This window comes from Streptomyces sp. HD, assembly GCF_028369295.1.
Classification (GTDB): domain Bacteria; phylum Actinomycetota; class Actinomycetes; order Streptomycetales; family Streptomycetaceae; genus Streptomyces.
Map to the genome: position 1 here is coordinate 54,506 of NZ_JAQMYP010000055.1, position 13,022 is coordinate 67,527.

General features: G+C 71.3%; 16 protein-coding genes and 1 pseudogene. 8 read left to right on the forward strand and 9 right to left on the reverse strand.

What is annotated here, in order from left to right; translation table 11 throughout:
* Positions 1 to 38: 38 nt before the first annotated feature.
* Both POF73_RS37660 and POF73_RS37665 read left to right on the forward strand, forming a co-directional pair.
* Complete coding sequence (locus tag POF73_RS37660) at positions 39 to 425, forward strand: hypothetical protein (RefSeq protein WP_272123774.1); 387 nt, start codon at positions 39 to 41, stop codon at positions 423 to 425.
* 37 nt (positions 426 to 462) lie between these two features.
* The gene (locus POF73_RS37665) at positions 463 to 732 is read left to right on the forward strand and encodes a DUF4031 domain-containing protein (RefSeq protein ID WP_272123775.1); all 270 of its coding nucleotides are present in this window, start codon (positions 463 to 465) and stop codon (positions 730 to 732) included.
* A gap of 38 nt (positions 733 to 770) precedes the next feature.
* Here POF73_RS37665 and POF73_RS37670 read toward each other — a convergent pair whose 3' ends face one another.
* The 4 genes from POF73_RS37670 to POF73_RS37685 all read right to left on the reverse strand — a co-directional run bounded on the left by POF73_RS37670 (position 771) and on the right by POF73_RS37685 (position 3,585).
* On the reverse strand, positions 771 to 1,244 hold the full coding sequence (locus POF73_RS37670; RefSeq protein ID WP_272123777.1) for a carboxymuconolactone decarboxylase family protein: 474 nt from the start codon (positions 1,242 to 1,244) through the stop codon (positions 771 to 773).
* Positions 1,245 to 1,345: 101 nt separating this feature from the next.
* Complete coding sequence (locus POF73_RS37675) at positions 1,346 to 1,771, reverse strand: PPOX class F420-dependent oxidoreductase (RefSeq protein ID WP_272123778.1); 426 nt, start codon at positions 1,769 to 1,771, stop codon at positions 1,346 to 1,348.
* 9 nt (positions 1,772 to 1,780) lie between these two features.
* Positions 1,781 to 2,905: a GNAT family N-acetyltransferase gene (locus tag POF73_RS37680; protein ID WP_272123779.1), complete on the reverse strand. Its 1,125-nt coding sequence runs from the start codon at positions 2,903 to 2,905 to the stop codon at positions 1,781 to 1,783.
* 26 nt (positions 2,906 to 2,931) lie between these two features.
* Positions 2,932 to 3,585: an HD domain-containing protein gene (locus tag POF73_RS37685; protein WP_272123780.1), complete on the reverse strand. Its 654-nt coding sequence runs from the start codon at positions 3,583 to 3,585 to the stop codon at positions 2,932 to 2,934.
* Positions 3,586 to 3,667: 82 nt separating this feature from the next.
* Here POF73_RS37685 and POF73_RS37690 point away from each other — a divergent pair.
* Both POF73_RS37690 and POF73_RS37695 read left to right on the forward strand, forming a co-directional pair.
* Positions 3,668 to 4,392: pseudogene (locus tag POF73_RS37690) on the forward strand (maleylpyruvate isomerase family mycothiol-dependent enzyme).
* Positions 4,393 to 4,590: 198 nt separating this feature from the next.
* Positions 4,591 to 5,286, forward strand: coding sequence for a copper homeostasis protein CutC (locus POF73_RS37695; RefSeq protein WP_272123781.1), 696 nt, complete (start codon positions 4,591 to 4,593; stop codon positions 5,284 to 5,286).
* Between the two features lie 306 nt (positions 5,287 to 5,592).
* On the opposite strand, the gene POF73_RS37700 is transcribed toward POF73_RS37695, so the two are convergent.
* Entirely contained in the window at positions 5,593 to 7,677 is a 2,085-nt protein-coding gene (locus POF73_RS37700; RefSeq protein ID WP_272123782.1) for a HelD family protein, read from the reverse strand.
* A 292-nt stretch (positions 7,678 to 7,969) separates the two neighbouring features.
* On the opposite strand from POF73_RS37700, the gene POF73_RS37705 reads away from it, so the two are divergent.
* Positions 7,970 to 8,149, forward strand: a complete 180-nt coding sequence (locus POF73_RS37705) for a hypothetical protein (RefSeq protein WP_272123783.1) — start codon at positions 7,970 to 7,972, stop codon at positions 8,147 to 8,149.
* Positions 8,150 to 8,165: 16 nt separating this feature from the next.
* Complete coding sequence (locus POF73_RS37710; protein WP_272123785.1) at positions 8,166 to 8,357, forward strand: hypothetical protein; 192 nt, start codon at positions 8,166 to 8,168, stop codon at positions 8,355 to 8,357.
* Between the two features lie 77 nt (positions 8,358 to 8,434).
* Here the strand turns inward: POF73_RS37710 and POF73_RS37715 are convergent, their stop codons facing one another.
* Positions 8,435 to 10,078, reverse strand: coding sequence for a DNA repair helicase XPB (locus tag POF73_RS37715; protein WP_272123786.1), 1,644 nt, complete (start codon positions 10,076 to 10,078; stop codon positions 8,435 to 8,437).
* Between the two features lie 205 nt (positions 10,079 to 10,283).
* Here POF73_RS37715 and POF73_RS37720 point away from each other — a divergent pair, with 205 nt between their 5' ends.
* The gene (locus POF73_RS37720) at positions 10,284 to 10,673 is read left to right on the forward strand and encodes a hypothetical protein (protein WP_272123788.1); all 390 of its coding nucleotides are present in this window, start codon (positions 10,284 to 10,286) and stop codon (positions 10,671 to 10,673) included.
* A 135-nt stretch (positions 10,674 to 10,808) separates the two neighbouring features.
* The gene (gene istB / locus POF73_RS37725) at positions 10,809 to 12,038 is read left to right on the forward strand and encodes an IS21-like element helper ATPase IstB (RefSeq protein ID WP_272123789.1); all 1,230 of its coding nucleotides are present in this window, start codon (positions 10,809 to 10,811) and stop codon (positions 12,036 to 12,038) included.
* On the opposite strand, the gene POF73_RS37730 is transcribed toward istB, so the two are convergent.
* The 3 genes from POF73_RS37730 to POF73_RS37740 all read right to left on the reverse strand — a co-directional run.
* On the reverse strand, positions 12,007 to 12,222 hold the full coding sequence (locus tag POF73_RS37730; protein ID WP_272123791.1) for a hypothetical protein: 216 nt from the start codon (positions 12,220 to 12,222) through the stop codon (positions 12,007 to 12,009). The genes istB and POF73_RS37730 overlap by 32 nt on opposite strands.
* A 165-nt stretch (positions 12,223 to 12,387) precedes the next feature.
* The gene (locus tag POF73_RS37735) at positions 12,388 to 12,513 is read right to left on the reverse strand and encodes a hypothetical protein (protein ID WP_272123792.1); all 126 of its coding nucleotides are present in this window, start codon (positions 12,511 to 12,513) and stop codon (positions 12,388 to 12,390) included.
* Between the two features lie 176 nt (positions 12,514 to 12,689).
* The coding region (locus POF73_RS37740) for a WYL domain-containing protein (RefSeq protein WP_272123794.1) at positions 12,690 to 13,022 on the reverse strand (333 nt) is incomplete at its 5' end.

Genomic DNA, 13,022 nt, shown 5'->3' on the forward strand with positions numbered 1-13,022 from the left:
GGCTCTGCGTCGCGGTCAAGAGTGCGCACAATGGGACCATGGAACCCATCAGTCCGCTGGAGCAGTTTCTGCACACGGCTCGCGCACTCGTGCTCGCCGACCTGGTCGCGGGCGAGGTCGCCGAGGCGGACGTCGTGTCGCTGGTCGAGGAGTCGGTCGTACAGCGGCGCTGGTGGGTGGAGCAGTGGCCGGACGGCGCGGAATACGTGGCCGGGCTGGTCGCCCAGGACGTGCAGGACGCGCTGCTGGACCGGTACGGCCGCTGGCCGCTGTGCCCGGTGTGCCCCTCCGGCGACCCGCACGCGCTGGACGTCGAGCCGGAGTTGGGCCCCGATCCGCACTGGGTGTGTCACGAGGCGGGGGTGACGGTCGCGGCGGTGGGCGCGCTGGCGTCCGCCGTGCCGGGCGGCGGTCCCTCCTCGTGACGCGGCGGGCCGTCCGCCGGACCGGATCCCTGCCGTCGTGACGGTCTACATCGACCCGCCGACCTGGCCGGGACACGGGCGGATGTGGTCGCACCTGGTGAGCGACGTGTCGTACGACGAACTGCACACGTTCGCCGAGAAGCTGGGCGTACCGCGCCGGGCCTTCGAGCGGGACCACTACGACGTCCCGTCGCACCGGTACGCCGACGCGGTGCGCGCGGGTGCCGTGGAGGTCAGCAGCCGTGAGGTGGTGCGGCTGTTGCAGGGGGCGGGGTTGCGCAGGCCGAAGGGTCGGGGAATCGGTTAGCGCCCTGCCCCCTCGGCCCTGCGTGGTCCCGCTGCCGGTTATGCGAACTGGCCGGGCTGATAGTCGCCGGCCGGCTGCTGGATGATGACGTTCATCCGGTTGAAGGCGTTGATGAGGCCGATCAGGAACACCAGCGCGGCGAGCTGTTCCTCGTCGTAGTGCTTGGCGGCGTTCTCCCAGACCTCGTCCGGGACGCCACCGGCCCCGTCCGCGATGCGGGTGCCCGCCTCGGTCAGCTCCAGGGCGGCGCGCTCGGCCTCGGTGAAGCAGGTGGCCTCCCGCCAGGCGGCGACCAGGTTGAGGCGCAGCCAGTCCTCACCGCCGGCCACGGCGTCCTTGCTGTGCATGTCGGTGCAGAAGCCGCAGCCGTTGATCTGGCTGGCGCGGAGGGTCACCAGGTGCTGGGTGGCGGTGGGAAGCGACGAGTCGTGTACCACCTTGCTCGCCGAGGTGATGTGCTTGATGACCTTGCCGGCGACGGGGATCTCGAAGACGTTCAGACGGGCGCTCATGGCCAACTCCTCTGTATCTGCCGCTGGTTACACACCTATGACGGAGTGGCTCGGCGCGATGTGACATGAGCGAGTGTGACGTGGGCCACTAGGGATTGCGGTCAGGGGTTGCGGTGCTCGGCCCGTCGCATGGGGTACCAGGTGTCGCCGGCCGGGACGGGCGGGTCCGAGAGGTTCCAGCTCCAGGAGAGGGTCGGGGTGATGCGCAGGTAGTGGCCGGGCCCCACCATGCCGACCCGTTCCACCGGGCCGTCCGCGACGCCGTACACCCGGATGCCGCGGGCGATGAACGGCTGGACGGAGAGCAGGTCGTCCACGACGAAGGCGACCTTGTCGCGGCCGTGCCCGACATTGCGGAACTTGCGGGTGCCGAGGACTTCCGGGCGGGGGCCGCCCACCCAGAAGCGGGTGCCGTCGAACTCCAGGGCCACCGGCACCACATCGGGCTGCTCGTCCGCACAGAGGCTGGCCAGGCGGGCGAGCGGGTTGGCGTGCAGGTAGGAGACTTCCTCGTCCGTGAACGACACGGCTCCAGGCTAGGGCGTCTCCCGCCGTGCCCGGCGGACGTAGAGCCGGAGCGTCGGATCCAGGTCATGTGCTTCGTGCGCCGTCCGCTCCTCCTCCAGGCTCGCCCGTAGGTAACCGGCGCGCGAGGCGACGCCCTGGGACGGCGCGTTGTCGGCCTCGATGGCGGCCATGAGGAGATGTACGTCGTCCCTGGCCAGGGCGTGGTCGGAGAGGGCGCGCAGGGCTTCGGTCGCGTAGCCGTGGCCGCGGGCGGACTCGGTGAGGTCGTAGCCGACCTCGGCGTGGCCCTCCTCGTCGGGTACGCCGTGGAAGCCCATGCCGCCGACCGCGCGGCCGTCCTCCCGCCGGACGAGGACGAACAGCCCCCACTCGGGCCGGTGCACCCCCTCCTCGTACGCCTTCACCACCATGCCCGCGGCATCCCGCGTCCCCTGGAACGGCTCGCCCCCGACCCACTCGAAGCCGCCGTCGCCGCCGGAGGCGAGGTCGGTGGCGGCGGCGGGGGTGACGCCCTGGAGGGTGAGGCGGTCGGCGGGGATGACGAGGTTGTTGCGCCAGCGCCACTCGGTGACCGGCGCGCGTCCGGGCAGGTCGCCGCGGCCGGTGGCCCACAGCAGGGTGCGCCAGTGGTCGGGGCCGGGTTCGGGGCGGATGTGCGGGAAGATCGTGGTGAGGACGAACTCGGGGAGTCCGGCGGCCGGTTCGTACGGCAGGCCGAGCCCCTCGGCGATGTCGTGCGTGTGCAGCAGCACCTCGGCGACGCCCATCGCGGCGAAGCCCTCGCGGCCCGCGCTGCGGAACGGGTACGGGTGGAAGGCGCGCACCTCGGGCGGTGTGGTGCGCAGGGTGGCGGTGAACAGGGCGCCGGTCGTCTCGATGACGTGCAGCAGCCCGTCGTTGTCGGTGCCGTCGTCGAGGGTGATCTCGAAGGGGACGTAGTCGTCCTGGGCGCGGCCCGCCAACTGGCCGGCGTAGGCGACGAGATCCTCGGCGATGTGGAACGCCGTCTTGTGACAGCTCCACTCCAGTCGCCCCGCCTTCACGGCCTCCCAGTCCTGGCCCACCGCCGTACGCAGCAACTCCACGCAGCCTGCCACGGCCTCGGTCACACGTTCCCCGCCCACATGTCGCATGCGGGCAGGCTACGGGCGCCGGGCCCTCAGAGCGACAGCATTTCCAGCTCGCCGGTGAGGTTGTACCGGGCCGTGGCCTCCCATTCCCTCCGGCCGTGCGGGGTGCGGAACAGGGTCGGCAGGGCGAGGAGTTGGCGGAGGATCGCGGCGCGGCCCTCGCGGAAGGCGTCGTTCGGGACGAAGTGGTACTCCTCGCGGACCGCGGCCGTGTACGCCGCGTACACGGAGGGCGGCGCGGCGAGGATCGCGAGGTCGGCGTCGCAGAGGACCTGGCCGTCGGGGTCGTCCGGCGCCGGGTCGTGGGTGGTGGTGAGCCGGACCAGCCGGGCCACCTCGGCGGTCCGCTCCGCGGGAACACCGGCCTCCGAAAGGGCGCGTTCGGCGAGCCGGGCGGAGCGTTCCTCGTTCTCGGAGCGGTCGGGCAGGTACACGGCGTCGTGGAACCAGGCGGCAAGTCGTACGACATCCGGGTCGTCGGCGTGTTCGGCCAGCTCGTCGACGTGGTCCAGGACCGCGGTGAGGTGGGTGAGCGTGTGGTAGCGACGCTGCGGTTCCTGCCAGCGGGTCAGGAGGTTGTCGGCGTACGGGGCCGGGTCGAGGGCCGTGGCGGGCGGGCGGGCTGCGTTCAGCGCCTGGGCGAAGCGGATGCGGAGGGCTTCGAGGGCAAGGGGATCGGCCATGGCGTCATTGTGGCGCGTGCGCCCGCCCTCCGACGGCGCCGACGATCTGCCGGGCGCATGCCCTGACGCCTGGCGTGGGGCCATGACTTCTTCTGACGTGTATGACGTACGGGATCCCGAACTGCCGGGGCGGCTGCTGCTCGTCGAGCGGGATGCGCTGGTGCCGCTGTTGCGGGGGAAGCCGGACAGTGACTTCGCGCTGCCGACCTCGGCGTGCCCGGGGTGGTCGGTGCGGGATGTGCTGGCGCACTGTTCGGCCGCGCTGATGCGGGTCGTGGAGAACCGGTTCGAGGAGGGCGTGTTCTCACCCGAGTCCAACGACCGGGACATCGCCGAGCGAGCCGACTGGACCAACGCGCGGGTCGTCGACGAGCTGGAGCGCGGGATGACCGAGGCCGGGCCGGCGATCGCCAAGGCCGGCGGAGCCCTGGACGGCATCGCCCTTGGGATGGGGGTCCCCCCACGCCTTTAAGGCAGTGGGGGAGGGTGCACGCCGGTGACGTACGGGAGGTCCTCGGGGAGCCCGGGGCCTACGCCGGGGCCGGCCTGCCCGACGCGCTCAGCCTGCCCGACGCGCTCAGCCTGCTCGCACGGCTCACCCGGGAGCGGCGCCACGTGCCCCTGCATGCCGACCTGGACGACGTGGACGAGCCCCTCCGCCTGGGCGACGCAGCGGCTCCGCGACCACCGGCGCGGTACATCGGGGACGCCGCGACGCTGGTACGGCTGTATGCGGGGCGACCGGTGGAGGGAGCTTCGTTCGAGCTGGCGGGGGTGGAGGCGGGGGAGTTGAACATCTTCGGGTGACGGCTTCGGGCGACCGGCTTCGGGTGACGGGCTTCACGTCGCGGGTCTCACGGCGTGGGTTTCACGCGGCCGGCTTGAAGTGGTCGGCGCCTTTGCGGATGGCCGTGTCATGGGGTTGAGCGGATCTTCGGTGGGGCAGGCGTACTCTGGATTGGACTAGACCTGTAGCCGCCGTCGAATGCCGAGGAATGGGGTCCCATGAGCGAGCGTGCAGTCCTGGAGGTGATCGCCCTCGGTGCGGAGGACGCGGTCGCCGCCCAGGCCGGGGGTGCGAACCGTCTCGAACTGGTCACCGACATGGCGGCGGACGGGCTCACGCCGTCGGCCGGGACCGTCGCCGCGATCCGGGCCGCCGTCGACATCGATCTGCGCGTGATGCTGCGGCTGGCGGACGGGTTCGCGGCGGGGGACCTCGACCGGTTGGTGCGGGCGGTGAGCGAGATGCGGGATGCCGGGGCCGAGGAGTTCGTGCTCGGGTTTCTCGATGCCGACGGTGGGCTGGACCTTCGGGCCGTCGAGCGGGTGGTGGGGGAGCTGGACGGGTGCCGGTGGACCTTCCATCGCGCGATCGACCGGGCCGCGGACCGGGACGCGCTGCGCAAGCAGCTGGACGGGATGCCGGGGCTGGACACGTATCTGACGGCGGGCTCGGGGGCCGGCGTGGACGACGGGCTCCCCACCCTGCTCGCGGAGGCGGCGAGAAGTGGGGAGCCCGGGTACGAGCAGCGGATCCTGGTGGGGGGCGGGCTGCGCCTCGACCACGTCCCCACGCTGCTCGCCGCCGGGATCGACGCGTTCCACATCGGCGGAGCGGCCCGACCGGAGGGGTGGGACGGGCCGGTGTCCATCGCTGCGGTGGCGGAGTGGCGGGCGGTGCTGGACGGGATTTCGTAGGCGGGTGGAGCAGGGGGCCGGGCGGGGGCGCGGCGCGTAACACGGAGCTGACGGGATGCCGCCCTTCTGCGGAACGGGCACGCATGCGCCGGGCGGTCGTGAGCCCCGCCGGCTGCAACCCCCCAGGGGCGCGGGGAACTGCGCGACCAGCCCCCACCGACCCGCACCCCGCCACGAGACCTCACCGCCACGAGACCTCACCGTCCCGGAACCGACCGTCCCGGAACCGACCGTCCCGGAACCGACCGTCCCGGAACCGACCGTCCCGGAACCGACCGTCCCGGAACCGACCGTCCCGCCCCCCACTCACCCCAACTGAACCGGCAGCGGCGCCCCATGCGCCACGATCAACCCGGACACCGCTCGCGTCAGCGCGACATACAGCCGCCGCAACCCCGTCCGCTCGTCCGGCTCCCCGTCCACCACCGCCTGGGGCTCGTCCAGCACGACGTAGTCGTACTCCAAACCCTTCGCGAGCGACGCCGGTACCAAGGTCAGGCGGGTCTGCTCGGTCGTCTCCTCGCCCGGCGCCAGGTAGGTGACCCCCGCCGCCGTCAGCGCCTCCGCCAGCTCCGGCACCCGGGCATCCGCGGCGATCACGCCCACCGACCCCTCCCTGCCCAGCAACTCCCCGCACGCCGCGACCACTTCCACCGTCTCCGACACCGGCCGCACCTCGAAGAACCCCGGGTTCTCACGGATGGACGCCACCGGAGTCAGACCCGGCGCGATGTGCGGGAGGAGGCGCGAGGCGTACGTGATCACGTCCGTCGGCACGCGGAAGCCGGCCGTCAGCTCCTCGATGACCCCGTCCGACTTGCCGAGGTGGGCCAGCGCCTCGTCCCAACTCCGCGTCGCCCACGGGGTCGTCCCCTGCGCCAGATCACCGAGAACCGTCGCCGAACCCGTCGTACAGCGGCGCCCCACCGCCCGGTACTGCATCGGGGACAGATCCTGCGCTTCGTCGAGGACCACATGGCCGAGGGACGCCGTACGCGCCACGATGTCGTTCGCCTCGTCGATCAGCACCGCGTCCGCGGCGGACCACTTCGCGGACTTCACCGACCGCGCCGGCTTCGCCCACAGAATCGTCTTCTGCTCGTCCTCGCTCAGCAGCCCCTCCGCGTGGACGGCGAGGAAGTCCGCGTCCCCCAGCAGCCGCAGCACCAGCTTCGCCGGGTCCACCGGCGGCCAGATCGCCTTGACGGCCGCCTTCACCGCGCTGTTGCGGGCCACCGCGTCCTGCACCCGGTCGTCCGGCGCCTCTCCCGACCGCTCCATCTGGACGAGTACGGCATGCGCGATGCGCTGCGGCAACGCCTCGCGGGCGGCACCGTAACGCATGTCTCGCTCCAGCAACTCCCGTACGGTCTCCTCCACTTCGTACGCCGGCACGCGCCACCGCCGCGACCCGCGTACGACGACCACCGGCTCCGTCGGCATCGTCACATGCGAGTAGACCGCCCGCCGCAGCAGCTCCGCCATCCTCGCGTCGCCCTTGATCACCGCGGCCGCCGCCTCGTCCGTGCCGCGCACCTCGACATGCGCGACCAGGTCGTCGACCGTCGCCTGCCGGACCGTCAACTCGCCCAGTGCGGGCAGGACTTGCTCGATGTAGTGCAGGAAGGACTTGTTCGGCCCGATGACGAGCGTGCCGGTGCGGGCCAGCCGCTCGCGGTGGGCGTACAGCAAGTACGCCACCCGGTGCAGGCCCACCGCCGTCTTCCCGGTGCCCGGGCCGCCCTGTACGCAGACCGTCCCGCCGAGCCCGGACCGTACGATCTCGTCCTGCTCGGGCTGGATCGTCGCCACGATGTCCCGCATCGGGCCGACACGCGGGCGCTCGATCTCCTGCTGGAGCAGCTTGCTGGTGCGGGCCTCCCCGGCGGAGCCGGACAGTGTCACAGCCGCCGGGTCGGAGAGGTGCTCGTCCTCGTACGCCGTGAGGTCGCCGCCCGTGTAGCCGAAGCGGCGGCGCAGCGCGATGTCCAGCGGGTTCTTCTTCGAGGCCCGGTAGAACGGCTGGGACACCGGCGCCCGCCAGTCGATGACCATCGGGTCGCCCTCGGCGTCGTGCACATGGCGACGCCCGATGTAGAAGCGCTCGCCCTCCGCGCCCTCGGCCCCCTCGGCGCCGGGAGCGTGCAGATAGTCGAGCCGGCCGAAGAACAGCGGGGTGTCGCTGAGGTCGGCCAGGGCCTTGATGCGCTCGTCGATCTGGCGGGCGAGGACTTCGGCGTTGACCCAGTTCGCGGTGACGTTGCTGATGTCGAGGGACTCGACGTCCTCCCGCATGGCGCGCAGGGCGGAACGGGACTCGGCGAGGTGTGAGCGCTCCCGGGTGAGCGGGTCGGAGAGTGCGTCGAGGGGGTCGTCGACGGGCGTGGACAAGGGGGTGCCTCCGGAGGGACCTACAGCCAGGTGGTCGAGAGAGCCGACCGGTTTCCGTCCGGGCAGCGGCGCTCCGTGAACGGAGGCGGGCAAGAGCGGAGATTTTAGGTGAGCGCCCCTGCCGTATGCCAACGGTTTTCCCGCGCCCGATCCCGGTGGGTGTTCCGTCCCCTAGGGGATGCCGCCCTCATCCCTGGGGGGAGGGGGTCCGTCCCGAGGCGTACGGAGGCAGTGCACGGCTTGGCACCCCAGGCCGATGCCCTCTTTATGTCCGCGAACCCATCATGGAGACATGAGCGCAGCAACCATTCACCCAGCCCCTGCGGGTCCCCGCGGAGCGACAGCGCTCCAGGGGAACCACCGCCACCGTTTCGGCGAAGCCCTGCGCGCCGTCAAGGTATTCGCAGGTGCGGCCTTCGACGTGATCATCCTCGGTGAGTACGGCGAGGAAGCGGGCGTCCGCCGTAAGTGACGCCCAAGGTCACTCGGTGACCCGCCGATCACACTCCGCAACTCCCTACTGCCTTCCGACCGTTTCTCTTCTCGCCTTCGCCGCCCTCTCCGTCCACCAGCACCTCCCGATGGCCGACGTACTGGTCCACCGGGCCGAAGGACAGGCGGTCCTGCGCGGCGGCGCCCGCCTCTACGACTTCACCGTCACCGAGTGCCGACGGCGCTGATCCCCGTTGCTGCCCTCAAAGGTGACCTTCCTGGAGGGCAACGCGTTCCTGGTCGCCCTCCCGCTCCTCCTGGTCGCCTATCCCTCCGCGAGGATCTCGTCCGCGTCCACGATCCGGTACGCGTACCCCTGCTCCGCCAGGAAGCGCTGGCGGTGGGCGGCGAAGTCCTGGTCGATCGTGTCGCGGGCGACGACGGAGTAGAAGTGCGCCTTGTGGCCGTCCGACTTGGGGCGGAGCACCCGGCCCAGCCGCTGCGCCTCCTCCTGACGGGAGCCGAAGGTGCCCGAGACCTGGATGGCGACGGTGGCCTCCGGCAGGTCGATGGAGAAGTTCGCCACCTTGGACACCACCAGCACGCTGATCTCGCCCTCCCGGAAGGCGTCGAAGAGCTTCTCGCGCTGGGCGTTGGAGGTCTCGCCCTTGATCACGGGCGCGTTCAGATGCTCGCCCAGCTCGTCGAGCTGGTCGATGTACTGGCCGATGACCAGGATCTGCTGCCCGGCGAACTTCCGGACGATGGCCTCCGTGACCTTCCGCTTGGTGTCGGTCGTCGCACAGAAGCGGTACTTCTCCTCCTGCTCGGCGGTGGCGTACGCGAGCCGCTCGGAGTCGGTGAGGTTGACCCGGACCTCGACGCAGTCGGCGGGCGCGATGTAGCCCTGCGCCTCGATCTCCTTCCAGGGCGCGTCGAACCGCTTCGGACCGATCAGCGAGAACACGTCCGACTCACGGCCGTCCTCCCGGACGAGGGTCGCGGTCAGCCCGAGCCGGCGCCGGGCCTGGAGGTCGGCGGTGAACTTGAAGACGGGCGCGGGCAGCAGGTGCACCTCGTCGTAGACGATGAGGCCCCAGTCGCGGGAGTCGAAGAGCTCCAGATGCGGATAGACACCCTTCCGCTTCGTCGTCAGCACCTGGTACGTGGCGATGGTGACGGGCCGGATCTCCTTCCGCGTCCCGCTGTACTCCCCGATCTCCTCCTCCGTCAGCGACGTCCGCTTGACCAGCTCGTGCTTCCACTGCCGGGCCGAGACGGTGTTCGTGACGAGGATCAGGGTGGTCGACTTGGCCTGCGCCATGGACCCGGCGCCGACAAGGGTTTTCCCGGCGCCGCAGGGGAGTACGACGACCCCGCTGCCGCCGTGCCAGAAGTTCTCCACGGCCTGCTTCTGGTACGGCCGCAGCGCCCATCCGTCCTCGGCCAGCTCGATCGGGTGCGCCTCGCCGTCCACGTACCCGGCGAGGTCCTCGGCCGGCCAGCCCAGCTTCAGCAGCGTCTGCTTGATCTGGCCGCGCTCGGAGGGGTGCACGGCGACCGTGTCGGGGTCGATGCGGGCGCCGACCAGCGGCGCGATCCGCTTCGAGCGCAGCACCTCCTCCAGCACCGGGCGGTCGGTGGTGGTGAGGACGAGGCCGTGCGTGGGGTGCTTGGAGAGCGTCAGGCGGCCGTACCGGTCCATCGTGTCGGCGATGTCGACCAGCAGGGCGTGCGGCACGGGGTAGCGGCTGTACGTCACCAGCGCGTCCACGACCTGCTCGGCGTCGTGCCCGGCCGCGCGCGCGTTCCAGAGGCCGAGCGGTGTGACCCGGTAGGTGTGGATGTGCTCGGGCGCCCGCTCCAGCTCCGCGAACGCCGCGATCGCCCGACGGCACGCGTCGGCCTGCTCGTGATCGACCTCCAGGAGCAGGGTCTTGTCCGACTGGACGATCAGTGGTCCGTTCACGTGCGTCCGTCCTTCCGCTCGACCACCCGACCAAACGTCCAGTGTGCCTCATCCGCGGACGATCACAGCGGGCTCTCGACGGCCCGCACTCGCCCCCGCCCGTCTCTCCGTCCGTCCCCCGGCCCGTCCCCCCGGTCCGGCCCCGCCCTTCGGCCGGGTGTTAGCTTCACACGGCATTGATCAACGGTACTGATATGGGGGAAACATGCGGGACCGTATACGCAAAACCGCCCGGGCCGGGCTCGTGGCCGGAGTCGCGTTGGCGGTGACGGCGGGCCTCGCCGGCAGCGCGAACGCCGGGACCATCGTGAAGATCAGGGTCTCGGGCGGCACCGGGACCTGGCTCGACTACGGCGACCGGGTCGAGTGCCACGACACCAAGGCGGACGGCTACGGCGTCCGGACCTACGCCGAGTCGAAGGTGCACGGCGAGTGGTGGATGCAGGTGGCGTCCTGCTGGGGCGGCGTGGACGACCTTCAGCAGAGCGGTAACGCGGGCTTCACCGAGGGCGCCGACGTCAAGGTGAAGGTCTGCTACATCAAGCGGGGCGTCGGCGACGTGCGCTGCACCGGCTACAGGCACGCGAAGGCGTAGTACTTCAGGGCCCGGTACGCCGGGGCCCGGTACGTCTCGGGGGCGGTCTCGCGGAGGCCGCCCCGGAGTCGTACAGGATGTCTTTTCATCCCTGCGGGTGGCACGGTTTCACCTGAACGGCGGCGGCTGCGAAGAATGCCGTCCGTGCAGGCCAACAGCCATGAACCGTCCCCGCCGACCACCACCCTCGGGTACGCCCTGTTCGCCACCCGCTGGCTGCAGGCCCCGCTCTACTTCGGCCTCGTGGCCGCGCAGGGGGTGTACGTCTACAAGTTCTTCAACGAGCTCTGGGCGTTAATCCTCCGGTGTGTGACCGGGCAGGCGACCGAGACGTACGTGATGCTCGCCGTGCTCAAGCTCGTCGACGTCGTGATGATCGCCAATCTGCTGATCATGGTGATCGTCGGCGGCTATGAGACCTTCGTGTCCCGCATCGGGCTCCAGGGCCACCGTGACCAGCCCGAATGGCTCTCGCACGTCAATTCCAACGTGCTGAAGGTCAAGCTCGCCACCGCCATCGTGGGGATCTCCTCGGTCCATCTGCTGCAGATGTTCGTGGACGTCCATCGCACCTCCCACCACTCACTGCTGTGGGGCACGGTGATCCACATGGCGTTCATCGCCTCGGCGGCGATCCTCGCGTACATGTCGGGCCCGATGGCCGCGCAGGCCGAGCGGGGTCATCGGCAGACGCACCGCGAACACGCCGCCCCCGAGGAGCCGGCCGAGAAGGTCTTCGTCCCGGCCCAGGCACCCTCGCGCGAGGACGGGCCCAGTGCCGAGCAGCGGCTGCGTGCCGCCGGGTTCCCGGCCCGGAAGCTGCTGGAGGACTTCGACTCCGAGCACCCCAGCACCTTCGACCGGGAGGCCGTGGCCCGGCTCGGCAAGCTGGACTTCGTCGCCGCCCGCCGCAACGTGGTCTTCGTCGGCCCGCCCGGCACCGGCAAGACACATCTGGCCGTCGGGCTCGGGGTGCGGGCCTGCCAGGCCGGGCATTCGGTGCTGTTCGCGACCGCCGCCGAGTGGTCCGCCCGGCTGGCCGGCGCACGGGACGCCGGGCGGCTCGCCGAGGAGCTGGCCGCGCTGGACGACCACGCCGTGCTGATCGTCGACGAGGTCGGCTACACCCCCTTCGACGCGGAGACCACCGCCCTCTTCTTCCAGCTCGTCGCCCACCGCTACGAGCGGTCCTCGCTGATCGTGACCGGTGACCGGCCGCCCGGCCGCTGGGACGAGGTCTTCGGCGGCCCCTCCGTACCGGCGATGGTGGACCGGCTGGCCCACCACGCCGAGGTCGTACGGATCGACGGGGACAGCTACCGGATGCGCCGGGCTACTTCAGGGTGGGCAGACCGAGGTTGTTGACCAGCGGGCCTTCGATGGTGACGCCCTCGGTGACCAGGGACTCCGCGGCGGTTGCAGGGATGGGCAGCGGCAGGGGCGGGGCGGCGATCGCCGGGGCCACGGGAGCGAGTACGCCGACGACGAGGGCGGCGGCGACGGTGGCGAGGCGGGCGGCGGTGGTGAGGCGGGCGGCGGTGGGACACATGAGCGCTGGTGAACCTTTCTGATGCCAGGGCGGGAGAAGGGGGCGAGCCGGACGGGGCCGGATGGGCCGGACGGGCCGGACAGGCCGTGTGAGCCGGACGGGCCGTGTGAGCCGGACGGGCCGGACCCTGGAGCGCGGTCCGGCCCGACGCGTGTGCCTGCGGTGTCAGATCGGGAACTCGATCACCAATCCGGCGACCTCGCCACCGATCGCCGCGGCCTGGGTGGCGAAGGCGCCGATCATGGCGGCGGTGGCGGTCAGCACGGTGGCGATGCGACGAGCAGCACGCATGGACAACTACCTCTCTGTTGCGCTCACTTGAGCGTGATCAGGACATCGGGTGGCTGCCCTCCGCCATGCGGCGGAATGCGGAAAGATCCGAAAGGTCCCTCAAGAGTTGGAAAAGCCCGGCGTGGCGTGCATGAGCCGCCGCATACACCTGAACGAGTGGCTCCCAGGGCCTGTCGTCAGTCCTCCGCGAGCTCGGCGACCCCGGTGATCCGGTGCAGCGGGTACGTCCGGACCTCGTCCGCGGTGTGGTCGTACGCCGTCACGAACCCGCCCTCGACCCGCACCGGAGCGATCACCCGCTGACTCGCGGCGCCCTCGGCGTTGACGTATCCGATCCACAGCGCCTCCCCGGTCAGGACGGCGGCCTGCATGGTGGCGAGGGTCTCCGCGGAGGTCGTGCGGGGCAGCTCACCGCCGGTCACCGGAGCCTCGGTCGCGCTGGGCTTGCGCGGGGTCGTGGCGGCGAGGTCGCCCGCGCGGATGGCGCGGATGGGCCCCCCCCCCCACCG

What these genes read in the sequence shown, in the direction of transcription:
- POF73_RS37670 (WP_272123777.1), bottom strand. Translation starts at nt 1,244, where the DNA reads ATGAGCGCCCGTCTGAACGTCTTCGAGATCCCCGTCGCCGGCAAGGTC.
- POF73_RS37730 (WP_272123791.1), bottom strand. Translation starts at nt 12,222, where the DNA reads ATGTGTCCCACCGCCGCCCGCCTCACCACCGCCGCCCGCCTCGCCACC.
- POF73_RS37695 (WP_272123781.1), top strand. Translation starts at nt 4,591, where the DNA reads ATGAGCGAGCGTGCAGTCCTGGAGGTGATCGCCCTCGGTGCGGAGGAC.
- POF73_RS37720 (WP_272123788.1), top strand. Translation starts at nt 10,284, where the DNA reads ATGCGGGACCGTATACGCAAAACCGCCCGGGCCGGGCTCGTGGCCGGA.
- POF73_RS37660 (WP_272123774.1), top strand. Translation starts at nt 39, where the DNA reads ATGGAACCCATCAGTCCGCTGGAGCAGTTTCTGCACACGGCTCGCGCA.
- POF73_RS37685 (WP_272123780.1), bottom strand. Translation starts at nt 3,585, where the DNA reads ATGGCCGATCCCCTTGCCCTCGAAGCCCTCCGCATCCGCTTCGCCCAG.
- POF73_RS37680 (WP_272123779.1), bottom strand. Translation starts at nt 2,905, where the DNA reads ATGCGACATGTGGGCGGGGAACGTGTGACCGAGGCCGTGGCAGGCTGC.
- istB (WP_272123789.1), top strand. Translation starts at nt 10,809, where the DNA reads ATGCCGTCCGTGCAGGCCAACAGCCATGAACCGTCCCCGCCGACCACC.
- POF73_RS37735 (WP_272123792.1), bottom strand. Translation starts at nt 12,513, where the DNA reads ATGCGTGCTGCTCGTCGCATCGCCACCGTGCTGACCGCCACCGCCGCC.
- POF73_RS37705 (WP_272123783.1), top strand. Translation starts at nt 7,970, where the DNA reads ATGAGCGCAGCAACCATTCACCCAGCCCCTGCGGGTCCCCGCGGAGCG.